The organism is Streptomyces sp. TLI_171 (assembly GCF_003610255.1).
GTDB lineage: Bacteria > Actinomycetota > Actinomycetes > Streptomycetales > Streptomycetaceae > Kitasatospora.
Map to the genome: position 1 here is coordinate 2,135,219 of NZ_RAPS01000001.1, position 23,045 is coordinate 2,158,263.

The 23,045-nt window shown below is 74.1% G+C and carries 19 protein-coding genes; 6 read left to right on the plus strand and 13 right to left on the minus strand.

The genetic code is table 11. The features are described 5' to 3' along the window. Positions 1–4: 4 nt before the first annotated feature. The 8 genes from ftsW to rsmH form a co-directional block, all read right to left on the minus strand. A complete protein-coding gene (ftsW, locus tag BX266_RS09690) occupies positions 5–1,369 on the minus strand; it encodes a putative lipid II flippase FtsW (protein ID WP_099898500.1) in 1,365 nt (454 codons plus the stop codon). 61 nt (positions 1,370–1,430) lie between these two features. Continuing rightward, complete coding sequence (gene murD / locus BX266_RS09695; RefSeq protein ID WP_099898501.1) at positions 1,431–2,855, minus strand: UDP-N-acetylmuramoyl-L-alanine--D-glutamate ligase; 1,425 nt, start codon at positions 2,853–2,855, stop codon at positions 1,431–1,433. After that, positions 2,852–3,913, minus strand: coding sequence for a phospho-N-acetylmuramoyl-pentapeptide-transferase (mraY, locus tag BX266_RS09700; protein WP_099898502.1), 1,062 nt, complete (start codon positions 3,911–3,913; stop codon positions 2,852–2,854). Before mraY ends, murD begins: the two co-directional genes overlap by 4 nt. After that, positions 3,910–5,313, minus strand: coding sequence for a UDP-N-acetylmuramoyl-tripeptide--D-alanyl-D-alanine ligase (gene murF / locus BX266_RS09705; RefSeq protein WP_099898503.1), 1,404 nt, complete (start codon positions 5,311–5,313; stop codon positions 3,910–3,912). Before murF ends, mraY begins: the two co-directional genes overlap by 4 nt. After that, a complete protein-coding gene (locus BX266_RS09710; protein WP_099898504.1) occupies positions 5,310–6,854 on the minus strand; it encodes a UDP-N-acetylmuramoyl-L-alanyl-D-glutamate--2,6-diaminopimelate ligase in 1,545 nt (514 codons plus the stop codon). The genes murF and BX266_RS09710 overlap by 4 nt, the downstream gene beginning before the upstream one ends. A 103-nt stretch (positions 6,855–6,957) precedes the next feature. After that, complete coding sequence (locus tag BX266_RS09715; protein WP_099898505.1) at positions 6,958–9,111, minus strand: penicillin-binding protein 2; 2,154 nt, start codon at positions 9,109–9,111, stop codon at positions 6,958–6,960. Beyond that, positions 9,108–9,575: a cell division protein FtsL gene (locus tag BX266_RS09720; protein WP_259464629.1), complete on the minus strand. Its 468-nt coding sequence runs from the start codon at positions 9,573–9,575 to the stop codon at positions 9,108–9,110. The genes BX266_RS09715 and BX266_RS09720 overlap by 4 nt, the downstream gene beginning before the upstream one ends. 124 nt (positions 9,576–9,699) lie before the next feature. Further along, positions 9,700–10,668, minus strand: coding sequence for a 16S rRNA (cytosine(1402)-N(4))-methyltransferase RsmH (gene rsmH, locus BX266_RS09725; protein ID WP_099898507.1), 969 nt, complete (start codon positions 10,666–10,668; stop codon positions 9,700–9,702). Between the two features lie 481 nt (positions 10,669–11,149). Here rsmH and BX266_RS09730 point away from each other — a divergent pair, with 481 nt between their 5' ends. From BX266_RS09730 to BX266_RS09745, 4 genes are all read left to right on the plus strand, one after another. Then, positions 11,150–11,665 carry a carbonic anhydrase gene (locus BX266_RS09730; protein WP_099898508.1) on the plus strand — a complete coding sequence of 172 codons (516 nt, stop codon included), beginning with the start codon at positions 11,150–11,152 and terminating at the stop codon, positions 11,663–11,665. 160 nt (positions 11,666–11,825) lie between these two features. Beyond that, positions 11,826–12,845 (plus strand): MoxR family ATPase, encoded by a 1,020-nt coding sequence (locus BX266_RS09735; RefSeq protein ID WP_259464630.1) that lies wholly within the window; start codon positions 11,826–11,828, stop codon positions 12,843–12,845. Position 12,846: 1 nt separating this feature from the next. Continuing rightward, positions 12,847–14,169, plus strand: coding sequence for a DUF58 domain-containing protein (locus BX266_RS09740; protein ID WP_099898509.1), 1,323 nt, complete (start codon positions 12,847–12,849; stop codon positions 14,167–14,169). After that, positions 14,166–16,577, plus strand: a complete 2,412-nt coding sequence (locus tag BX266_RS09745) for a DUF3488 and transglutaminase-like domain-containing protein (RefSeq protein WP_099898510.1) — start codon at positions 14,166–14,168, stop codon at positions 16,575–16,577. The genes BX266_RS09740 and BX266_RS09745 overlap by 4 nt, the downstream gene beginning before the upstream one ends. A 114-nt stretch (positions 16,578–16,691) precedes the next feature. Here the strand turns inward: BX266_RS09745 and BX266_RS09750 are convergent, their stop codons facing one another. The 3 genes from BX266_RS09750 to BX266_RS09760 all read right to left on the minus strand — a co-directional run bounded on the left by BX266_RS09750 (position 16,692) and on the right by BX266_RS09760 (position 18,642). Beyond that, positions 16,692–17,069: a DUF3040 domain-containing protein gene (locus tag BX266_RS09750; protein WP_099898511.1), complete on the minus strand. Its 378-nt coding sequence runs from the start codon at positions 17,067–17,069 to the stop codon at positions 16,692–16,694. A gap of 242 nt (positions 17,070–17,311) precedes the next feature. Further along, positions 17,312–18,064, minus strand: coding sequence for a methyltransferase domain-containing protein (locus tag BX266_RS09755; RefSeq protein WP_099898512.1), 753 nt, complete (start codon positions 18,062–18,064; stop codon positions 17,312–17,314). Positions 18,065–18,156: 92 nt separating this feature from the next. Next, positions 18,157–18,642 carry an SAV_6107 family HEPN domain-containing protein gene (locus BX266_RS09760; RefSeq protein WP_099898513.1) on the minus strand — a complete coding sequence of 162 codons (486 nt, stop codon included), beginning with the start codon at positions 18,640–18,642 and terminating at the stop codon, positions 18,157–18,159. Positions 18,643–19,112: 470 nt separating this feature from the next. Here BX266_RS09760 and BX266_RS09765 point away from each other — a divergent pair, with 470 nt between their 5' ends. Next, entirely contained in the window at positions 19,113–19,709 is a 597-nt protein-coding gene (locus BX266_RS09765; RefSeq protein WP_099898514.1) for a DUF4126 domain-containing protein, read from the plus strand. A 43-nt stretch (positions 19,710–19,752) separates the two neighbouring features. After that, on the plus strand, positions 19,753–21,144 hold the full coding sequence (locus tag BX266_RS09770; protein ID WP_099898515.1) for an NAD(P)/FAD-dependent oxidoreductase: 1,392 nt from the start codon (positions 19,753–19,755) through the stop codon (positions 21,142–21,144). Positions 21,145–21,151: 7 nt separating this feature from the next. Here the strand turns inward: BX266_RS09770 and BX266_RS09775 are convergent, their stop codons facing one another. Then, a complete protein-coding gene (locus tag BX266_RS09775) occupies positions 21,152–21,904 on the minus strand; it encodes a hypothetical protein (protein WP_099898516.1) in 753 nt (250 codons plus the stop codon). Between the two features lie 127 nt (positions 21,905–22,031). Continuing rightward, entirely contained in the window at positions 22,032–22,946 is a 915-nt protein-coding gene (gene metF / locus BX266_RS09780; protein WP_099898517.1) for a methylenetetrahydrofolate reductase [NAD(P)H], read from the minus strand. Positions 22,947–23,045 lie beyond the last annotated feature (99 nt).

Below are 23,045 nucleotides of genomic sequence, written 5' to 3' on the forward strand. Positions count from 1 at the left end.
AAATTCACCGCTCCCTGCGCGGCGGCCGGGCGGCCTTGCGCGCTGTGGTTTTCCTACCTGGCAGCACCCGGTCCAGGACGGACCCGAACCGGGAGTTGGCCCCTTTTCGCCATCTGCGGGGCCGGGCAGCCAGCGCTGCCTTCGCCGCCGGGGTGCTGCGCGCGAAGCACAGCAGCAACCCGATGGCGCACATGGCCGACAGCATCGCGGAACCGCCGTACGAGAACAGCGGCAGCGGGACGCCCGCGATGGGCAGGAGTCCCAGCGCCGACCCCAGGTTGACCACGGCCTGAGCCATGATCCACGTGGTGGCGGCGCCCGCCGCGTACCGCACGAACGGGTCCTTGGTGCCGAGGGCCACTCGGATACCCGCGTAGCCTAGTGCCGCGAAGAGCGCGAGCACCGACAGCGTCCCCACCAGTCCCAGTTCCTCGCCGGTCGCGGCGAAGATGAAGTCGGTGTGCGCCTCCGGGAGTTGCCCCCACTTCTCGACGCCGGCGCCCAGTCCGGACCCGAACGGTCCGCCCGCTGCCAGGGCGTACAGGCCGTGCAGCGCCTGGAAGCAGTCCAGGTTGGGGTCCGGCTTGGTGACGCCCACGCAGGCCAGCCGGCCCAGGCGGTGCGGCACGGTGATGATCAGCGCGGTGCAGGCGACCACGGCGATGCCCAGCGTCGCGGCGAACAGCCGCAGCGGCGCGCCGACCATCCACAGCAGGCCGAACAGCATGGCGATCAGCACCATGGTGGTGCCCATGTCGCCGCCGATCATGATCAGCATCATCAGCACCACGGTGCCCGGCACCAGCGGGATCAGCAGGTGCTTCCACTGGTCCAGGGTGTGGGTGCGCTGCTTGCGGGCCAGCAGGTCCGCGGCCCACAGCAGCAGGGCGAGCTTCGCGAACTCGGACGGCTGGATCTGGAAGAAGCCCAGGCTGATCCAGTTCCGGTTGCCGTTGATCCGGACGCCCACGCCCGGGATGGTCACCAGCACCAGCGCGCCCACCACGCCGAACAGCAGCGGGTACACGGCGGTGCGCAGCGCCCGGATCGGGGCCCGGGTCAGGGCGACGGCGATCGCGCCGCCCAGCAGCAGGGCGATCAGCTGCTTGCGGAAGAAGAACGTCATCGGCAGGCCGTAGTCCACCACCACGCTCTGCGAGGCGGAGAACACCATCACCAGGCCGAGCACGACCAGCAGCAGCGCCGAACCGAGGATCAGGTAGTACGGCGTCAGCGGACGGGCCATCAGGTACCCGAACCGCTCCCGCGCGGCCCGGAACCGGGCCACGGGGCCGGCCGACTTGAAGGTGGTCGTGGTCGCCGAGATCAGCTGCAGACGTTCCTGCGGCGGTTTCTCGCTCGTGGGCACCGCACAACCTCCAGGGCGATGACTTGCCGTCACATCGCGGTTCTCGGGCCTGCCGGTCCGCTCAGAGTGCCCGGACGGCGGCGGCGAACAGGTCGCCGCGTTCACCGTAGTTGGTGAACATGTCCATCGAGGCGCAGGCGGGGGCGAGCAGGACGGTGTCGCCCGGCTTCGCGGCGGCGGCCGCCGCGCGGACGATCTCGGTCATCGCCTCGGCGCCAGTCTGGCCCGGGGCGGGCTCGAAGACCGGGACTTCCGGGGCGTGTCGCCGCAGTGCCTCGCGGATCAACTCGCGGTCCTGGCCGATCAGGACGGCGGCCCGGAGCCGGTCGGCGGCGCCGGCCACCAGCTCGTCGAAGGTGGCGCCCTTGGCGAGGCCGCCGGCGATCCAGACCACCGGACGGTACGCGGCGAGCGAGGCGGCGGTGGCGTGGGTGTTGGTGGCCTTGGAGTCGTCCACGTAGATCACGCCGTCGACCTCGGCCACGTGCGCGATCCGGTGGGCGTCGGGGGTGAAGGCGCGCAGCCCGTCGCGGACGGCCTTGGCGTCGACCCCGTAGGCGCGGGCGAGGGCGGCGGCGGCGAGGGCGTTGGCGATGTTGTGCGGCGCCGGCGGGTTGACGTCGGCGACCGAGCCGAGTTCGGCGGCGGCCTTGTCGCGGTCGGCGACGAAGGCGCGGTCGACCAGCAGGCCGTCGACGACGCCGAGGTTGGAGACGGCGGGGGCGTCCAGGCCGAAGCCGATCGCCCGGCAGCCCTCCTCGACGTCGGCCTCGCGGACCAGCGCCTCGGTGGCGGGGTCGGCCAGGTTGTAGACGCAGGCGACCTGGTTGCCCTCGTAGATCCGGCCCTTGTCGGCGGCGTAGGCCTCCATCGAGCCGTGCCAGTCCAGGTGGTCCGGGGCCAGGTTGAGCACGGCGCCGGAGTGCACCCGCAGCGAGGGCGCCCAGTGCAGCTGGTAGCTGGAGAGTTCGACCGCGAGGACGTCGTAGGGCTCCTCGGCGAGGACGGCGTCCAGCACCGGGACGCCGACGTTGCCGACGGCGGCGGTGCGCCGGCCGGCGGCGGCGAGGATGGACGCCAGCATCTGGACGGTGGTGGTCTTGCCGTTGGTGCCGGTCACGGCCAGCCAGGGCGCGGGCTCGCCGGTGGCGGGGTGCGGGGTGCGCAGCCGCCAGGCGAGTTCGACGTCGCCCCAGACCGGCACCCCGGCCTCGGCGGCGGCCGCGAACAGCGGGCTGTCCGGGGCCCAGCCGGGCGAGGTGACGATCAGTCGGGTACCCGAGGGGAGGCTCTCGCCGTCGCCGAGGCGGACGCCGACGCCCTGTTCGGCGAGCGTGTCGGCCTTGGCCTTGAGGCCGGGGCCGTCACCGCCGTCGACGACGGTGACGTGCGCGCCGAGTCCGTGCAGGACCCGGGCGGCGCTGATCCCGGACAGGCCGAGGCCGGCCACCACGACCGGCAGGCCGGCCCACTCGGGGTTCGTCATCCGGTCACCCATCCCGCGTAGAAGAGTCCGAGTCCGACGGCGACGCAGAGTCCCTGGATGATCCAGAACCGCACCACGATCAGGACTTCGCTCCAGCCCTTGAGTTCGAAGTGGTGCTGGAGCGGCGCCATCTTGAAAACGCGCTTGCCGGTCATCCGGAACGAGCCGACCTGGATGATCACCGAAAGGGTGATGATCACGAACAGGCCGCCGAGGACGGCGAGCAGCAGCTCGGTGCGGGAGACCACGGCGAGGCCGGCCAGCGCGCCGCCGAGGGCCAGCGAGCCGGTGTCGCCCATGAAGATCTTGGCGGGCGAGGTGTTCCACCACAGGAAGCCGAAGCAGGAGCCCATCAGGGCGGCGGCGACCACGGCCAGGTCCAGCGGGTCGCGGACGTCGTAGCAGGAGGCGGTGGCCTTGATCGCGTAGGCGCAGTTCTGGCCGTGCTCCCACAGTCCGATGAAGGTGTAGGCGCCGAAGACCATCACCGAGGCGCCGGTGGCGAGGCCGTCCAGACCGTCCGTCAGGTTCACGCCGTTCGACATCGCGGCGATCATGAAGTACGCGAAGATGACGAACAGCACGGGGCCGATCGCCCACTTGAAGTCCTGCACGAAGGACAGGCTGGTGGACGCCGGGGTCAGGCCGCGGCTGTCGCTGAACTGCAGTGCCAGGACGGCGAAGGCGAGGGCGACGAAGGACTGGCCGAGCAGCTTCGCCTTGGCCCGCAGGCCCAGCGAGCGGCGCTTGACCACCTTGATGTAGTCGTCCAGGAAGCCGACCAGGCCCATGCCCGCGGTCAGGAACAGCACCAGCAGGCCGGAGGCGGTGGGCGACTCGCCCGTTATCGCCTTGGTGGCGAAGTACGCGATCAGGGTCGCCAGGATGAAGGCGATGCCGCCCATGGTGGGCGTGCCCTTCTTGCTGTGGTGCGCCTTCGGGCCGTCGTCGCGGATGTACTGGCCGTAGCCGTGCCGGGCGAGCAGCTTGATCAGGGCGGGGGTGCCGAGCAGGGTCAGCACCAGGCCGATCATGCCGGCGAAGAGGATCTGCTTCACTTCGCGGCACCGTCCGCGAGCAGTGCCTCGGCGACCCTCTCGAGGCCCACCGAACGGGACGCCTTCACCAGGACCACGTCCCCCGGCCGCACCTGACTGCGCAGCAGCTCGATCGCCGCGTCCGCGTCGGACACCAGCACCGACTCCTCACCCCACGAACCTTCGTTCCTCGCGCCCAGTTCCATCCGGGCCGCCTCGCGTCCGCCGACCGCCACCAGCTTGGTGATGTCGAGCCGGACCGCGAGCCGTCCGATGGCGTCGTGCTCGTCGAGGCTGTCCTCGCCGAGCTCCCGCATCTCACCGAGCACCGCCCAGGTGCGGCGGCGCTCCGGGCCCCTGCCGGCCATCGTCGCGAGCGTCCGCAGCGCGGCCCGCATGGACTCCGGGTTCGCGTTGTAGGCGTCGTTGACGACGGTCAGGCCATCGGCCCGGTCGACCACCTCCATGCGCCAGCGGGACAGCGCACCCGCCTCGCTGAGTGCTTCGGCGACGCGGTCGACGGGCATCCCGAGCTCCACCGCCACCGCGGCGGCGGCGAGGGCGTTCGAGACGTGGTGCTCACCGTACAGGCGCAGCTGCACGGGTGCGGAACCGGCCGGGGTGCTGAGCGTGAACTGTGGCCGTCCGGTGGCGTCCAGGCGAACATCCGTGGCGCGGATGTGGGCGTCCGGGCTCTCACCGAACAGCACCACGCGGGCCTTGGTGCGGCTGCTCATGGCGCGCACCAGCGGGTCGTCGGCGTTCAGCACGGCGACGCCGTCGGCCGAAAGCGCCTCCACCATCTCGCCCTTGGCCTCGGCGATGGCCTCCTTGGAGCCGAACTCGCCGAGGTGCGCGGTGCCGATGTTGAGGACCAGTCCGACGGTGGGCGGGGTGATGCCGGTGAGGTACTCGATGTCGCCCTTGTGCCGGGCGCCCATCTCCATCACCAGGTGACGGGTCGTCGGGGCGATCCGAAGGGCCGTCAGCGGGTGGCCGATCTCGTTGTTGTGCGAGCCGGCCGGGAAGACCGTCTCGCCGTGCTCGGTGAGCAGCTGGCCGATCAGGTCCTTGGTGGAGGTCTTGCCGGCCGAGCCGGTCAGCGCGACGATCCGCACGTCGGCGGACCGGGCGACCACGGCACGGGCGAGCCGGCCGAGCGCCACCACCACGTCGTCGACCAGGATCGCGGGCACGCCGACGGGGCGGGTGGCGAGCACCGCGACCGCACCGTCCGCGACCGCCTTGGCGGCGAACTCGTGGCCGTCGACCCGCTCGCCGCGCACGCACACGAACAGGCCGCCGGACTCGATCTGCCGGTTGTCGGTGACCACCGCGCCGGTGATCCGTGCGGCGGGGTCGGCCGCGTCGAGGGCGCCGCCGACGGCCGCAGCGGCCTCGGCCAGGGTCAGAGCGATCACCGGTCTGCCTCCGTTGTCTTCTCGATGGCGACCCGCAGCACCTCGCGGTCGTCGAACGGGCGGACCTCGCCCTTCACGTACTGCCCGAGCTCGTGGCCCTTGCCGGCCACCAGCACGGTGTCCCCGGCGTGCGCCCGGGCCACCGCCAGCGCGATCGCCTCGGCCCGGTCCGGGACCGCCAGCACCTCGCCGCGTTCTGCCTCCGGGACCTCGGCGGCGCCGGTCAGCATGGTGGCGAGGATCGCCAGCGGGTCCTCGGAGCGCGGGTTGTCGCTGGTGAGGACGGCGGTGTCGGCGAGCCGGGCGGCGATCGCGCCCATCGGGCCGCGCTTGTACGGGTCGCGGTCGCCGCCGCAGCCGACCACCACGTGCAGGCGGCCCTTGGTGACCTCGCGCAGCGAGGCGAGGACGGCGCTGAGCGCGTCCGGCTTGTGCGCGTAGTCGACGACGGCGACGTACGCCTGGCCCGCCTCGACCTTCTCCAGCCGGCCGGGCACGCCCGGGACCCGGGCCACCCCGGCGACCGCGGCGTCCAGCGGGACGCCGGCGGTGACCAGCGCGGTGATCGCGCCGAGCGCGTTGGCGACGTTGAACGGGCCGGGCAGCGGCACCGCGGCGTCGGCCTGCTCGCCGTTCGGGCCGAGGACCCGGAAGGTCGAGCCGGACGGGCCGAGTTGGACGTCGACGGCGCGCCAGTCGGCGGCCGGGTCGCCGGCCGCGGAGAAGGTGGTCATCGGGATCCGGGCCTCGCCGGCCAGCCGTCGGCCGTAGGAGTCGTCCCGGTTGGCGACGCCGCGGCGGGCCTTGCCCTCCTCGAACAGCCGGGCCTTGGCCCGGTAGTAGTCCTCCATGTCGGGGTGGAAGTCGAGGTGCTCCGGCGTCAGGTTGTTGAACAGCGCCACGTCGTAGACCACGCCGTCGGTGCGGCCGTACACCAGCGCGTGGCTGGAGACCTCCATGACCACCGAGTCCGCGCCGGCCTCGTGCATCACGCCGAGCACCGCGTGCAGGTCGGTGGCCTCGGGGGTGGTGCGCTCGGACTTGATCCGCTCCTCGCCGACCCGCATCTCCACGGTGCCGATCACGCCGGGCAGCCGGCCGGCCCCGCGCAGGCCGCCCTCCACCAGGTAGGAGGTGGTGGTCTTGCCGTTGGTGCCGGTCAGACCGATCATCAGCATGCTCGCGCTGGGCGCCCCGTAGACCGCGGCGGCCAGGTCGCCCATCACCTCGCGCGGGCTGTCGACCACCAGCAGCGGCACCCCGGCGTCGGCCGCCAGCTCGGCGCCCGCCCGGTCGGTGAGCACCGCGACCGCGCCGGAGCGGGCCGCCCCGGCGGCGAAGGCCGCGCCGTGGTGGTTGGCGCCGGGGAAGGCCACGTACACGTCGCCGGGCCGGACCGCCCGGGAGTCGTGGGTGACGCCGGTGACCTCGGGGCCCTCGACCGGGGGCAGCCCGAGCAGCCGGGCCGCCTCGGCGAGGGGCAGCGCCGCGGTGCGGCTCGGTCGGGGCGGACTCGCGGAGATTTGATCGGGTTTCGGCACGGCCGGAAGGCTATCGGCCCCACGCCCCCCGGGGCCAAACCGGGCCTGCTGGTCCGTGACGCTGCTCACACTGCGCTCATCGCGCCGGGGGGTCTCGCTCATCTCAGGGTTTCCAGTCAACGGGCAGGTTCGGTGCCTCGCTGGTGCTCGGCGGGACCTGGAGGGTCTTGAGGGTGAACTCCATCACCTGCTTGAACACGGGCCCGCACAGCTGCCCGCCGAAGTGCCCGTTGACCGGGTCCTGGATGACGCAGGAGACCGTCACCCGGGGCCGGTCGGCGGGCGCGAAGCCGATGAAGGAGGCGGTGTACCCGGAGTACTTGCCGGTCTTCGGGTCCACCCGGTTGGCGGTGCCGGTCTTGCCGGCCACCCGGTAGCCCGGGATCTGCGCCTTGGTGCCGGTGCCCTGCTCGTCGGTGACGACGGACTCCAGCATCTCGGTCAGCGTCTTCGCGGTCTGTTCCGTCACCACCCGGGTCTGCGCGCCGGCCGCGGCCGGGGTGAACCGGCCGTCCGGCCCGGTGGTGCCGGCCAGCAGGCTGGGGGCGACCCGCACGCCGCCGTTGGCGATGGTGGAGAACACCGAGGTGGCCTGCAGGGCGTTCACCGACAGGCCCTGGCCGAACGGGATGGTGTACTGCTGCGAGCCGCTCCAGTCCTCCGGCTTGGCCAGGATGCCGCGGGTCTCGCCGGGGAAGCCCAGCCCGGAGGGCTTGCCGATGCCGAACCGGTCGAGGTACTCGGCGAGCACCTTGTTGGACTCGGCCTGGGTGGCGCCCAGGTGCTCGGCCGCCTCGATGGTGCCGATGTTGGAGGACTTGGCGAGCACGCCGGCCAGCGTCAGGTACCAGGTCTCGTGGTCGATGTCGTCGTGGAACACCCGGTCCGAGCGCTGCAGCGTGTTCGGCACCTCGACGTGGGTGTCCCAGCCGGCCTTCCCGGTGTCCAGCACCGCCGCCATGGTCATCAGCTTGGCGGTGGAGCCCGGCTCGTACGCGTCCTGCAGGGCCGCGTTGCCCAGCTGGTCGGCGCGGGCCGCGGCCAGGTCGTTCGGGTTGAAGCCGGGCGAGGTGGCCATCGCCAGGATCTGACCGGTCCGCACGTCCTGGACCACCACGTAGCCCTTCTCCGCCCCGGCGTTGCTGACCTGGTCGGTGATGGCGCGCTGGGCGGCCCACTGGATGTCCGGGTTCACCGTCAGCCGCAGGTCGCTGCCGGGGACGGCGTCCTCCCGGCTGCCGCCCGCGGTGGCGACCCGGCGGCCCGCCGCGGAGGCGTAGGTGGCGTAGCCGTCCTGGCCGGCCAGCAGCTGCTGGTACTGGAGCTCCAGGCCGCCGGTGCCGGCGCCCTCCGCGTTGACGAAGCCGACCAGGTTGGCGGCCAGCCCGTTGGCCGGGTAGCTGCGCCGGGTGGACTGCTCCCAGAACAGGCCGGCCAGCGGGTTCACGCAGGCGGCGTCCAGGAACTGCCGGCCGCCCTTGTCGGCGGGCTTGCCGAGCAGCAGGCGCTGGCCGCGGCAGGCCGCGGTGTCGGACTGCTTGGTCAGCTGCGCCTTCAGGTCGGCGATCTGCCCCTTCACCTGCGGCGACTGGCGGGCCATCAGCAGTGCGTACTGGCTCTTCGGGTTCTTGCTGTTCAGGTGCAGCTTCTCGGCCAGCTTCTCCTTCGGCTGGCCGAGGATCGGCGCCAGCAGCCCGGCGGCCTGCTCCGGGGCGTCCGGCAGGTGGGTCGCCTCGGGGGTGAACATGGTCGGGTCGGCGGTCAGGTCGTACGCGTCGACGGAGGTGGCCAGCACGGTACCGTCGGCGGCGGTGATCGAGCCGCGCTCGGCGGGCAGCGCCACCCGCAGGTACTTGTTGGCGCCCGCGCCGGCGGCCAGCGCGTCCGAGTCGAGCAGCTGCAGCTGCACCAGGCGCCCCGCGAAGATCGCGAACACCAGCAGCAGACTGACCGTCACCAGCCGCAGCCGACGGCGCGGGTCGGCCAGCCTGATGGTCCGCGGACCCGGTCGGGGCGCGGTCGGGCGGTGCGGCGGCGCCGGGCGGCGGCCCGGCCGGGCGCCGGGGCGCGGCGGGGCGACCTGGCGGTGTCCGGCCGCGGCGGCCCGTGGCCGGGCCGGGCGCGGCGGGGCGCCGTCGGCGGTGCGGCGCGGTTCGCCGACCCGGCGGCGCGGCGGTTCGGAGCGGCCCGCGGCGGGGCGGCCGCCGGACTGCGGGGCGCGGCGCGGGCGGGGGTCGTCGCCGGGCGGGCGGCTCATCGCGGCGTCCCGGGCGAGGCGCTGCCCGACGGGGACGCGGACGGGCTCGCGGGCGGGGCGGGGGCCAGCTCGATGCCGGGGTCGCCCGGGCTGGTGGTCGGGGCGGGGCTCGCCGCTCCGCCGGGGCGCTGCCAGGGTTCGGCGCTGGAGCGCGGCACCGGCGGGTTGTCCTCGGCGGCCTTGGCCTTGCCGGTGACGCTGCCGTCGGGGTTCAGGAAGGCCGGGTCGCCGCCGGGGACCATGCCGAGGCCGCGGGCGCGCTGCTCCAGCGCGTCGGGCGCGGACTGCTCGGCGATCTGCTGCTGCAGGGTCTGCTGCTGGTCGGTGGCGTCGGTGGTCTGCTTCTTCAGCCGGGACAGCGTGAACGAGCCCTCGTTGAGCGCGGTGTTGAGCATCAGCAGTCCGAGCAGCCCGGCCGACAGCAGGGCGACCACCAGCACCGCGAACGGGGTGCGCCCCCGCATCGAGCGCGCCCCCGGCCGGACGGTGATCCGTGCCCTGCCCCCCTGCCCGGGGACGTTCCCCCGGGTCCGCTCGCCGGCCACCGGCACCGCTCCACTCCCCTTCTCCGCTGCTCCCGGCGGCTGGCTACCTCCGGGTCCGTCTGATCCTCTCCGCCACGCGCAGCCGTACGGGCGCGGCGCGCCGGTTCTCCTCGATCTCCTCCTCGGTGGCCAGTTCGGCACCGCGGGTGAGCAGTTTCAGCCAGGGCTGGAGCTCCTCCGGGACGATCGGCAGCCCCGGCGGGGCGGTCGAGGTGGCACCGGCCTGGAGGTACTGCTTGACCAGGCGGTCCTCCAGCGACTGGTAGGACATCACCACGATCCGGCCGCCCACCGCGAGGACGTCCAGCGCGCCGGGGATGGCCCGGTCCAGCACCTCCAGCTCGCCGTTGACCTCGATCCGCAGCGCCTGGAAGGTCCGCTTGGCCGGGTTGCCGCCGGTGCGCCGGGTGGCCGCCGGAATGGCGTTCCGCACCAACTCCACCAGACGCGCACTGGTGCTGAACGGTTCCCGTTCGCGTTCCCGCAGCACGGCGGAGGCGATCTTCCCGGCGAACCGCTCCTCGCCGTAGACCTTGAGGATCCGGGCCAGGTCGCCGTGGCTGTAGGTGTTCAGCACCTCGGCGGCGGAGATGCCCCGGGTCTGGTCCATCCGCATGTCCAGCGGGGCGTCCTGGGCGTAGGCGAAGCCGCGGTCGGCCTCGTCCAGCTGCATCGAGGAGACGCCCAGGTCGAACAGCACGCCGTGCACCTCGGGGATGCCCAACTCGTCCAGCACGCGCGGGATCTCGTCGTACACGGCGTGCACCAGGGTGGCCCGGTCGCCGAACGGGGCGAGCCGCTCGCCGGACAGCTTCAGGGCCTGCGGGTCGCGGTCGACGGCGATCAGGCGGACCTCGGGGAAGCGGGTCAGCAGCGCCTCGCTGTGGCCGCCCAGGCCGAGGGTGGCGTCCACCACCACGGCGCCCGGCCCGGAGATCGCCGGGGCGAGGGCGTCCAGGCAGCGCTCCAGCATCACCGGGACGTGCCGGGGGGTGGGGCTGTCGGTACTCATACGGCGGCGGGGCCCTTCCTCAGGTGCGGTGTGGCCGGGCCATTCTCCCGCACCCGGCCGGTCCCGCCGCACGCCGCCCGTGGTCCCCGCCCGCTCGCTCGGGGGAAGGAGCGACCGCCCGGCACCGGGGAAGGTGCGCCAGGTGGGCACGGAGCGGGAGGAGGCCGCGGGCTGCGTACGGGCCGGCCGGCCCGGCACGGAGCCCGGCCGGGCGCCCGGTTGCCGGGTGCCGTCCGCCGTGCTCCACTGCGCCGCCAGCCTATCGCCCACACCCCGTCAGTCAACGCTCCGCGACGGCGCACCACCCGGGCGGACGCATCGGTTTGCGCAGGTCGGGCCAGTGGTGCGGGCCGGGGCGCGACAACTCGGGTGCGCGCCGGGCGAACCGGGGCGAAGCCTCCCCAACGGGGTGCGGGTGCGCTGCGTCACAGCGGGCGGGCAATCCTCCCCGGGCGGCCCCGCGCGCACTACCGTCTTGGCCATGGCAGCTGCCCCCGGCCCCGAGCGGGCCACCGAGACCGAGCGCTTCCTGGTGTCCAACCGCTCGTACGCCGAGACCTTCCGGGACGGCGGCATGGACGCCCGCCCGGTCCGCCACGTCGCCGTGGTCGCCTGCATGGACGCCCGGCTCGACCTGTTCGCCGCGCTCGGCCTGGAGCTCGGCGACGCGCACATCATCCGCAACGCGGGCGGCGTGGTCACCGACGACACCATCCGCTCGCTGACCATCAGTCAGCGCGCCCTCGGCACCCGCGCGGTGGTGCTGATCCACCACACCGGCTGCGGCCTGCTCGGCCTGACCGAGGACTTCCGCCGCGAGCTGGAGCTGGAGGTCGGGCAGCGCCCGCAGTGGGCCGTGGAGTCCTTCGTCGACCTGGACGGCGACGTCCGCCAGTCCATGCAGCGGGTCCGCACCTCGCCGTTCCTCCCGCACACCGAGGACGTCCGCGGCTTCGTGTTCGACGTGCACACCGGCCTGCTCCGGGAAATCGACTGAAACCGGCCGGACCCACTCCTCGTCCCAAACCGGGACAGCCTTCGCGTGTCGCCCGGCCGGGTGACTTCTGGCCCGAGGACAGGGAAGAATGCGCCAAGTATTCGGGGTGGGCCGGGCTCGAACCAGCCGCCCGGCGACTGTGCACATGGGAGCGTTACGGGTGACGACCATCAACGGACAGGGCTCGGAGCAGCCGCAGTCGGAGCGCTACGACCGCCGGGAGCCGGCCGGGCTGGCGGAGCTGACGGCGGTGGTCGACCGGGTCCGGGCGTCCGTCGAAAGCGTGATCGAGGGCAAGCCGGAGGCGGTCAGGATCGCGCTGACCGTGATGCTCGCCGAGGGCCACCTGCTGCTGGAGGACGTGCCCGGCGTCGGCAAGACCATGCTCGCCAAGGCCCTGGCCCGCTCGGTGGACTGCACGGTGCGCCGCATCCAGTTCACCCCGGACCTGCTGCCGTCCGACGTGACCGGCACCAACGTCTTCGACCAGCACCAGCGGGACTTCGAGTTCCGGCCCGGCGCGATCTTCGCGCAGATCGTGGTCGGCGACGAGATCAACCGCGCCTCGCCGAAGACCCAGTCCGCGCTGCTGGAGTCGATGGAGGAGCGCCAGGTCACCATCGACGGCACCTCCTACGAGCTGCCCTCGCCGTTCATGGTGATCGCCACCCAGAACCCGGTCGAGATGGAGGGCACCTACTCGCTGCCCGAGGCGCAGCGCGACCGCTTCATGGCCCGGATCTCCATCGGCTACCCCAGCGCCGACGCCGAGTACGCGATGCTCGACCTGCACTCCGCGGCCAACCCGCTGGACGACCTGCAGCCGGTCGCGCACGCCGCCGACCTGCTGAAGCTGATCGAGCTGGTGAAGACCGTCTACGTCTCCGACCCGGTGCGCCGCTACGCCGTCGACCTGGTCGCCGCCACCCGCACCACCGCCGAACTGCGCCTCGGCGCCTCCCCCCGGGCCACCCTGCACCTGGTCCGCGCGGCTCGCGCGCACGCCGCCCTGGACGGCCGCGACTACGTGCTGCCGGACGACGTCCAGGCGCTCGCCGTCCCCGTCCTGGCCCACCGCCTGCTGCCCACCTCGGAGACCCAGCTGAGCCGCCGCTCGGTCGAACAGGTCGTGCTCGACCTGGTGGCCCGACTCCCGATCCCGCGCCCGCAGGGCCGCTGAGGTGGCGGGCTCCGCCCAGGCCTCCGGGCTGCGCGCGGCGCTGCGCGGACTCACCACCCGGGGCCGTTCCTTCCTCGCCGCCGGCGTGACCGCCGCCGTCTGCGCGTACGTGTTCGGGCAGGGCGCGCTGTTCCAGGTCGGCGTGCTGCTGGCGGCGCTGCCGCTGGCCGCCGCCTTCCTGCTGGTGCGCACCCGCTACCGGGTCGCCTCCGGCCGCCGGCTCAGCCCGCACCGGGCCGCGGCCGGCCAGGAGGCCCGGGTGCACCTGCGCCTGGACAACGTCTCCCGGGTGCCCACCGGGCTGCTGCTGCTGGAGGACAAGGTCCCGTACGTGCTGGGCCCGCGCCCGCGCTTCGTGCTGGACCGGGTCGAGCCGCGCGGCTTCCGCGAGGTCTCCTACCGGGTCCGTTCCGACCTGCGCGGCCGCTACCCGCTGGGCCCGCTGCAGCTGCGGCTGTCCGACCCGTTCGGGATGTGCGAGCTGACCCGCGCGTTCAGCGCCGCCGACGTCCTCACCGTCGTCCCGCAGGTCCAGGACCTGCCGCCGGTCCGGCTGCCCGGCGAGTCCGCCGGGCAGGGCGACTCCAACGCCCACACCCTGGCACTGGCCGGCGACGACGACGTCATCCCGCGCGAGTACCGGCACGGCGACGACCTGCGCCGGGTGCACTGGAAGTCCACCGCCCGCTACGGCGAACTGATGGTCCGTCGGGAGGAGCAGCCGCTCAGGGCCCGCGCCACCGTGCTGCTCGACACCCGGGAGAGCGCGCACCGCGGCTCCGGCCCCGCATCCTCCTTCGAGTGGGCGGTGTCCGCCGCCGCCTCCGTCGCCGTCGACCTGACCCAGCGCGGCTACCGGACCCGGCTGCTCACCGACACCGGCCTCTCGGTGCCCGAGCACGGCGCCCAACAGGGCTCCACCGCCGCCGAGTCGGTCGGCGTGCTGCTCGACGCCCTCGCCGTGGTCGACCACTCCGACCACGGCACCCTGGCCCACGCCGAGGAGGTGCTGCGCCTGGGCGGCGAGGGCCTGCTGGTGGCGATCGTCGGCGCCCTCGACGAGGAGCAGGCCGACCGGCTGGCCCGGCTGCGCCGGCGCACCGGCGGCGCCGTCGTCCTGCTGCTGGACACCGGCACCTGGGCCGGCCTGCGCCACCTCTTCCCGGACGCCGCCGACGACCCGACCGCCGCCCGGGTCACCCGGCTGCGCGAGGCCGGCTGGACCGTGCTGCCCGTGCGGGCCGGCGACTCGCTGCCCGCCCTGTGGCGGGCCGCGGACCGCACCCAGAACTCCGTTCCCTACCGAGACGAGGTCGGCGCGTGACCACCCGGGCCAAGTTGACGCTCTGCGCGGCCCTGGCGACCGCCCTGGCGGCGCTGTGCCTGTCGCCGCTGTTCCAGGACTCCTTCGGCCTGGCCCCGCACGGGCTGCTGATGATCGCCGTCGCGGCCGGCGCCGGCACCGGGCTGCGCGCCCTGCCGCTCCCCCGCGCCCTGGTGGTGCCGCTGCAGCTGCTCGTAGTGCTGTACGTGCTGATGCTCACCACCGTGCAGTCCTCGATGGCCTTCGGCCTGCTGCCCGGCTCGGGCGCGCTGGACGCCGTCTCCTCGCTGCTCAGCAGCGGCGGCAACGACATCCAGGACTACGCGATCCCCGCCCCCTCCACCGACGGCCTGCGGCTGATCGTGGTCGGCTCGGTCGCGCTGGTCGCCGTCCTGGTCGACGCCCTCGCGGTCACCTACCGCCGGGCCGCCGCCGCGGGCCTGCCGCTGCTCGCCCTGTACTCGGTGGGCAGCGGCCTGGCCGAGGCCCCCGGCGGCCTGTGGCTGTGGTTCCTGTGCGCCGCCGCCGGCTACCTGGCCCTGCTCTACACCGAGGGTCAGGACCGGCTCACCCGCTGGGGCCGGGTCTTCCACGGCACCGGCCGCTCGGCGGTCGCGCTGTCCAACGGCGGCCGCCGGGTCGGCGTGATCGCCCTGGCCGCCGCCGTGCTGCTGCCGGTGTTCGTCCCCTCGGTCGGCGCCGGGCTGTTCGACGGCCTGAACGGGCACGGCGACGGCGTCGGCAACGGCACCGGCAAGGGCGACCAGCGCTCGCTGAACCTGGTCGTCGCGCTCACCGCCAACCTGCGCTCCTCCGACGACACCGAGCTGCTGACCTTCTCCACCGACGCCGCCGACTCCGACCAGCTCTACCTGCGGATCGCCGCGCTCAGCGAGTTCAACGGCGAGGAGTGGCGGGCCGGCAACCAGTCGCTGGAGGCGATGCCCACCACCGTGCCGGCCCCCGAGGGCCTGTCCCCGACCGTGGCCTCCAACTCGGTCCGCACCAACGTCAGGGTCTCCGGCAACCTCGACACCACCTGGCTGCCGATGCCCTACCCGATGTCGTGGGTGGAGCTGCCGTCGACCTCCGACTGGCGCTTCGACAAGGCCGGACGCACCGTCAGCGCGGTCAACAACCAGAAGGCCACCGGCCTCGGCTACTCGGTCGGCTCGGTGGACGTCAACGCCACCGCCGCCGAACTCCGCTCGGCCGGCGCCCCGCCCGCCGACATCGCCGGCCGCTACCTGGACCTGCCCGCCAACCTCCCCGCCGTGGTCGCCGCCACCGCCAAGGACGTCACCAAGGGCAAGACCAACGCCTACGACCAGGCGGTGGCCCTCCAGCAGTACTTCACCACCGGCAACTTCACCTACAACACCAAGATCGAGCCGCGCACCGGCCCGGACGCCATCGCCAAGTTCCTCCAGGACAAGGAGGGCTTCTGCGTCCACTTCGCCTCCACCATGGCGGCGATGGCCCGCTCGCTCGGCATCCCGTCCCGGGTCGCCATCGGCTTCACCCCCGGCACCGGCACCTCCTCCAACCGGATCGTGCGCAGCTCCAACTACCACGCCTGGCCCGAGCTGTACTTCAACGGCCTCGGCTGGATGCGCTTCGAACCCACCCCGAACCGGGGCGCCGCCCCGCTCTACTCCGTCCCGCAGGTCGCCGCCACGGCCGCGCCCACCGCGCAGCCCAGCACCGCCGCCCCGAGCGCCGAGCCCTCGGCCGGGCCGTCCGCGTCCAGCAGCTGCACCGTGCAGCAGCGCAAGACCGGCGAGTGCGGCGACGAGTCCTCCTCGCTCCGGCCGACGGCCACCAGCTCCGCCTGGTGGCAGAGCTGGCCCGTCCTGCTCACCGTCGGCGTGGTCCTGCTGCTGCTCCTGCTGCTGGCCTTCCCGATGCTCTGGCGGGCCGGGCTGCGCCGCCGCCGCCTCGGCGGCGGCCGCCACCTGGCCGGCGCGGACGGGCCACGCCTCTCCGACGCGCAGGTGCTCGCCGCCTGGGCCGAACTCGTCGACTCCGCCTGGGACCTCGGCATCCCCCCGGACGAGGCCCGCACCCCCCGGCACGCCGCCCGGCGGCTCGCCGAGGACGCGCGGCTCGACCCCGACTCCGCCGCCGCCGCGGGCCGGGTCGCCCTCGCCACCGAACGCGTCATGTACGCCCGCGAGACCGACCCGCCCGCGCAGCTGGGCGCCGACGTCCGCACCGCCCGCGACGGCCTGCTCACCGGGGCCAGCCGGACCCGGCGCCTGCGCGCCCTGCTCCTCCCGCCGTCGGCCATCCGCCTCTGGTGGCGCACCCAGGACCGCAGCACGGCCGTGCGCCAGGGCGCCGCGGAACGCACGGCCGCCCTCCGGGCCAAGGTCCCCCGCCCGTTCCGGCGGAAGACCGAGGACTGAGGCCGTCCCCGCGCCCCGCCAGGGGCGCGGGGACGGCACGGCGCCGGACGAAAAAGATCCGCCCGAGGAGGGAACTCCATCCTCGGGCGGATCACATCTGCGGGTGAGAACTGGCTACAGTCCGCTCTGCTCGTCGCGGCGCCGCTGCCAGCGCTGTTCCATTCGGTCCATGACACCGGCCCTCCGGCGTGGCGCTGCCGCCTGCCGCGGGCCGTGTCCGGCTGGGCCTCGTCGCCACGCGGTGACCGCGAGGACCGCACAACCCAGCATCACCAGGAACCCGACCACACTGACCCAGATGACCTGCGCGACCAGGCCGCCCATGAGCAGCGCGATGCCTGCCACGAACCCCGCCACGGCCAGGTAGACCCGCCGACGGGTGTAGGTGCGCAGGCCGGTTCCCTCAAGCGCTGACGCGAACTTGGGATCTTCGGCGTACAGCGCTCGCTCCATCTGCTCGAGCAGTCGCTGCTCGTGCTCCGAGAGCGGCACGGAGTCCTCCTACTCGTCGGTCGCGGGGCGACCGGTCCGCCACCCCTGGCTCGGGCCTGTGTGGTCCATATGCCCCACGGGTCTGGCCGTCATGCTTACCGGCTTTACCCAGATCATACGGTCCACGGCCCTGGTTCGGCGTGGTCAATCAGGCGTGGCTCGGGCCACTACGACAGACGGCCCGCACCTCCCCAACGAGCGGACCGCCTTCTTGGTGCCCCGGCGAGCCGGGTCCGCCGGTGTCAGATCGCCTCGGCGAGCAGGTGGAGCTGGGTGGCGACGGCGTGGAAGGCGGGCTGCTCGGCGGCGGCCAGCTCCAGCTTCAGCAGGGCGTCGAGCGCGCCAGGCTCGGTGTCCACCAGGACTCCGGGGACGAGGTCGGCGAAGACCCGGATGCCGTGCACGGAGGCGACCCGGAGTCCGGCGTCGGTGGCGAGCGCGTCGAGCTGGTCGCCGGTGAAGCGGCGGGGCATCGGGTCACCGGCGCCCCAGCGGCCGTCGGGGGCGTCGAGCACGGCGCGGGCATCGGTGAAGTGGCCGGCGACGGCGCGGGCCAGGACGGCGCCGTTCCGGTTGGCGGCGAGCAGGCTGACCAGGCCGCCCTTGCCGAGGGTGGCGACCAGGTTGCCGAGGGCGTCGGCGGGGTCGTCGACGACCTCCAGGACGCCGTGGCAGAGCACCGCGTCGACCGAGCCGGCCGGGACCAGCTCGGGCAGCGTCTGGGTGTCGCCCTGGACGGCCCGGACCAGGTCGGTGACACCGGCCTCGGCGGCCCGCCGCTCCAGCGCGAACAGGGCGTCGGGGCTGGGGTCGACCACGGTGACCCGGTGGCCGAGCCTGGCCACCGGCACCGCGAAGTTGCCGGTGCCGCCGCCGGTGTCGACCACCTCGAGGACCGGCCGTCCGAGCTCGGCGGAGCGCCGCTCCAGCGCCGCCCGCACCACCTCCCACACCACGGCGGTACGCAGCGCACTGCGGGGACGAGTCGGATACAAGGCGGCACCCCTCTTGGCAGGACTTCCACGGCGGGAACCCCACCACCATATCCGCCGGGCACCGACCGTCCCGCAGGGCGCAGCGCCCCGCCTCAGGGGTGCACGGCCAGGATCCGTTCGACGATGCGCAGGTACAGCGCGGTGTTGCGGATCAGGTCGTCCGCGTCCCGCTCGCCGGCGGCGCCGGCGATGCCCGCCTCGGCGGCGGCGCGGCGGCGCGCTCCGGCGGCGAAGTAGGCGGCCCACTCGGCGAGTTCGGGGGCGACCTCGGGCAGCAGCTCCCAGGCGGGGCGGATCGCGTGGCGGCGGCGCGGGTTGCGCTCGGGGCGGCCCCGGACGGCGAGCACGGCGGCGGTGGCGCGCAGCGCGGCGAGGTGGGCGGTGGCGTAGCGCTCCAGCGGATCCTGCCGGCCGCGGGCGTGCACCAGGGTGCGGTGGGCGTGGCGGAGCAGTTCGAGCGCGGCCGGCGAGGGCGCGACCCGCCGCAGCACCGGGTGGACGTCGGCTCCGCGGGCGGCGGGCAGGGTGGGTTGATCGACGGCAGGGCGGGCGACAGGCTCAGGACGACTGATGGTCATGGGTCTCCCCCGTTCACTCCGGACCTTGCCCGGGCCGGTCGGCCCGCGCATGCATCCATCGTGAACGGGGGGTCTGACAACTCGGGCCGTTCGGGCCCGTTCCAGTCGTCCCCCACGGCCGGTCCCCCCTTCGGGACCCCCCCGTTGGAGGGTGCCGGGCTCCGCCGCCCCGTGTCGGCGGTGCCCGGCCCCCGTTCTCCGGCCGCTGGTCGCGCCCGGACCGTGGTGCGGCCACCGATCCCCCACAGCCGGTGACCGGTCCCGGGCGCTCCGGGTGGCTCCGCCCGGCGGCGGCCTTCCCGGTGCGCACCACTCTGCCGTCGCGGGCCTGTCGGGCGAAACCCGCTCGGGTACTCAACCGGCGATCTGAGTACGGGTACTCAGCCGCTCCCCCGTTCGGCGGGGGCGGCGCCGGGTACGGTGTCGGGGTCCCGTTCGAGGTACGGGCGGGCGCGTGGGAGGGGGCCGAGGTGGAGGCCGTTCCGCTGATCTTCACCAGCGGCTGGGCGAGCGGGATCAACGCCTATGCCGTGGTGCTGCTGCTGGGCCTGTTCGGGCGGTTCGGCGGGGCCGAGTCGGTGCCGCCGGTGCTGGAGCGCACCGACGTGCTGATCGCCGCCGGGGTGCTGTTCCTGTGCGAGGCGGTGCTCGACAAGATCCCGTTCGTGGACAGCCTGTGGGACGTGGTGCACACCTTCGTCCGGCCGGTCGCGGGCGCCACGGTCGGCGCGCTGCTGGCGGCGCACGACCCGGGCTCGCTGGGCGAGGTCGCGGCGGGCGCGGTCGGCGGGACGACGGCGCTGCTCAGCCACGGCGTCAAGGCGAGCCTGCGGATGGCGGTGAACACCTCGCCGGAGCCGGCCTCCAACATCGTGGTCAGCCTCGGCGAGGACCTGTCGGTGGCGGGCCTGGTGACGCTGGCGATCTTCCACCCGTGGCTGGCCGCCTCGGCGGCGGCGGTGCTGCTGGCGCTGGGCCTCCTGCTGGTGTGGTTCGCGGTGTCCCGGATCCGGCGGTTCTGGCTGCGCCGCCGCGAGCGCCGGCAGGCCCGGGCGGCCGTGGCGTGACGCGGCGCGGGCCCGGCGGCGGGACCGCATAGGATCTGCTGCCATGGCTCGGATCATCGTCGTCGGCGCAGGCATGGGCGGTCTGGCCGCCGCGTCCAGGCTGGCCACCCTCGGGCACCGGGTGACGGTGCTGGAGGCGGCCGGCACCCACGGCGGACAGGTCGGGGCGTACCGCCGCGAGGGGTTCGCCTTCGACACCGGGCCGGGCCTGCTGGCGCTGCCCGCCGTCTACCGGGACCTGGCGCTGAAGACCGGCCGGGAGCCGCTGGAGCAGTTGGTCGGGCTGCGGCCGGTCGAGCCGGAGAGCCGGCACCTGTTCCCGGACGGCACCGAGCTGGTGCTGGCGAACGCCTCCCGCGGCGGGGTCGGGCAGGCGCTGGACGCGGCGTTCGGCGCGGGCGCCGGGGAACGCTGGGGCGAGGTGGTCAACCGCGGCCGCACGGTGTGGGAGGCCACCCGCCGCCCGCTGCTGGAGGAGCCGCGCCCGGCCGTCGACCCGGCCGACCCGTACCCGGTGCCGGCGCGCCGCGGCCTGTCCCGGCTGCTGCCGCACCGCCGCCACACCCTGGCGGACGTCGCCGCCCGCGAACTCGGCGGTGCGCCGGGCCCGACCGCGCTGCTCGGCGAGTACGCGCTGCGCCACGGCCTGGACCCGCGGACCGCGCCCGCCTCGGCGACGGTGCTGCCGTACATGGAGCAGTCCTTCGGCGTCTGGGCCGTGGACGGCGGCCTGCGGGCACTCGCCGACGCGGTGTTCGAGCGCTGCGCGAAGCGCGGCGTGGAGTTCCGCTTCGACACCCCCGTGCGCGCCCTGGAACTGGTCGACGGCCGGGTCACCGGCGTCCGCACCGACGACGGGGCGCTGCCCGCCGACGCGGTGCTCTCCGCCGTGCCCGGGCTGGGCGTCACCGCGCCCGCCGACCCCGCGCCGGGCCGCTTCACCGTGCTGCTCGCCCTGGACGGCGCCCGGCCGGCCGGCACCGCGCACCGCACCGTGGTGCACGCCGCGGACGGCGCCGCCGAGGTTCGCGCGGTCTTCACCGACCGCACCCTGCCGGACCGTCCCACCGTCCAGCTGCTGCGCCCCGACGACCCGTCACTGGTGCCGGGGCCGGACGCCGAGGCCGCCGTGCTGACCGTCACCGTGCCCCCGGGGCTGACCCTGACGGAGGGCCAACAGGACGCCTACGCCGAGCAGTTGCTGGCCCACCTGGCCGCCGCGGGCGTCGACCTGCGCGGGCGGCTGCGCTGGCGGGAGACCCGGCTGACCGGCTCCGTCCCGGCGCCCTCACTGGCCGGCGGGCGGCTCGCCGAACCCAACGAGCCGGGCGTCCCCGGCCTCTACCTGATCGGCGCGCACGCCCACCCGGGCGGCGGGCTGGCCCGGGTCGGGATGTCCGCCTCGATCACCGCGGGGCTGCTCGGTCCCGCCTGACGCACCGTCAGTACTGCTGCTGGTAGTACCAGTTCTGCTGCTGGTCCGGTTCCGGGCCCGGCTGCTGCGGGATGTACGGCTGCTGCTGGTACTGCGCCTGGTACTGCTGCTGGGCGTGGGGATCACCCCAGCCGGAGGCCCCGGAAGGGTCCTGGTACTGCTGCTGCGCGTACGGGTCCTGGTACTGGTAGACCGGCTGGCCGTACTGGTCGTAGCCGATCAGCAGCGGCTGCGGGGTCCACTGCTGTTGCTGCTGGTAGCCCGCGGCCTGCTGCTGGTAGTAGTACTGCTGCTGGTACGCCGCCTGGTCCTCGGTGTAGACGCCCGCGTCGAGCTCCTGGAACTCCTCGTACGCGTAGGGCTGTTCGTCCGGCGCCTCGTCCTCGACCGGTCCGACCTCGCCGACCGGCGCGACCGTCTCCACCGCGGCCACCGCCGCCCCGCCCGTGGCCGCCGACAGCAGCGGCACCTTCGCCAGCGGACCGGGCAGGCTCCCGTCGGCCCGGCGCAGCGACCACCCCACCGGGCGGCCCCGCTTCACCGACATCGTCACCATCGCCTGGCCCAGCGCGAACGCGGCCGCGCCGGCCCCTATCACCGGCACCGAGGACTGCGACATCCCCGCCACCACCGCCAGGAAGCCGGCCAGGGCGAGCGCCCGCCAGCGCAGCGCGGCCCGGTTCTGCAGTAGCAGTTCGGCCGCCAGCCAGAGCGCGACCAGCGCCAACGCGCCATGGAGGAGCAGGTATCCGATGCCCATCCCGCTACCTCCAGCTGCCACCGACACCGCGCGGTTGCGGGCGACTGTACAGGCTCCGGGCAAACACCACCGCATCCCGTCCGGGACTCACCCGCAACGGCCGCACCGCCTTCACCTCGGCCGCGGCTCAGCGCTGGTGGAGCCCGAGGTTCTGGTAGATCTCCAGCGTCGAGGTCGAGTGGTTCAGCGTGATGAAGTGCAGCCCGGGGGCGCCCTCCGCGAGGAGCCGCTCGGCCATCGCCGTGGCGTGCTCCAGTCCGGCCGCGCGGACCGCGACCGGGTCGTCGGCGACGGACTCCACCTTCTGCCGGAAGTCCGGCGGGAAGTCCGAGCCGGACAGCTGCGGGAAGCGCACCAGCTGGCGGATGTTGGTGAGGGGCATGATCTCCGGGATGATCGGCGTCTCGCAGCCCGCCGCGGCGACCCGGTCGCGCAGCCGCAGGTAGTCCTCGACCTCGAAGAACATCTGGGTGATCGCGTAGTCCGCGCCGGCCCGGCACTTGGCGACGAAGTGCCGGATGTCCTCGTCCCAGTTCTCCGACCGCGGGTGCATCTGCGGGAACGCGGCCACGCCCACGCAGAAGTCGCCGATCCCCTTGATCAGCTCGACCAGCTCGTACGCGTAGGTGACGCCCTCGGGGTGGCGGACCCACTCGCCCATCAGGTCGCCGGGCGGGTCGCCGCGCACCGCGAGGACGTTGCGCACGCCCTCGTCGGCGTACTGGCCGATGATGTTGCGCAGTTCGGCCACCGAGTGGTCGACGGCGGTGAGGTGGGCGACCGGGGTCAGCGTGGTCTCGGTGGCGATCCGGCCGACCAGGTTGACGGTGCGGCCGCGCGAGGAGCCGCCCGCGCCGTACGTCATGCAGACGAAGTTCGGGTCCAGCGACTCGACCCGGCGGATCGCGTCCCAGAGCTTGCGCTCGCCCTCCTCGTTGCGCGGCGGCATGAACTCGAAGGAGAAGGAGCGGTCGCCTGCCGCCAGCAGGTCGCGCACGGTCTGCGCGCGGTCGCTTCTGGTGGAGGGAATCCCGAGTGCCATGCAGGCAGGTTAGCCGTCGGCGGCGCGGCCCGGACAAACGACGTCCAGGAAATGAGACAGCAGTTGAGATTTCGGCCGCCCCCGCTGAGCTGCCCGAAC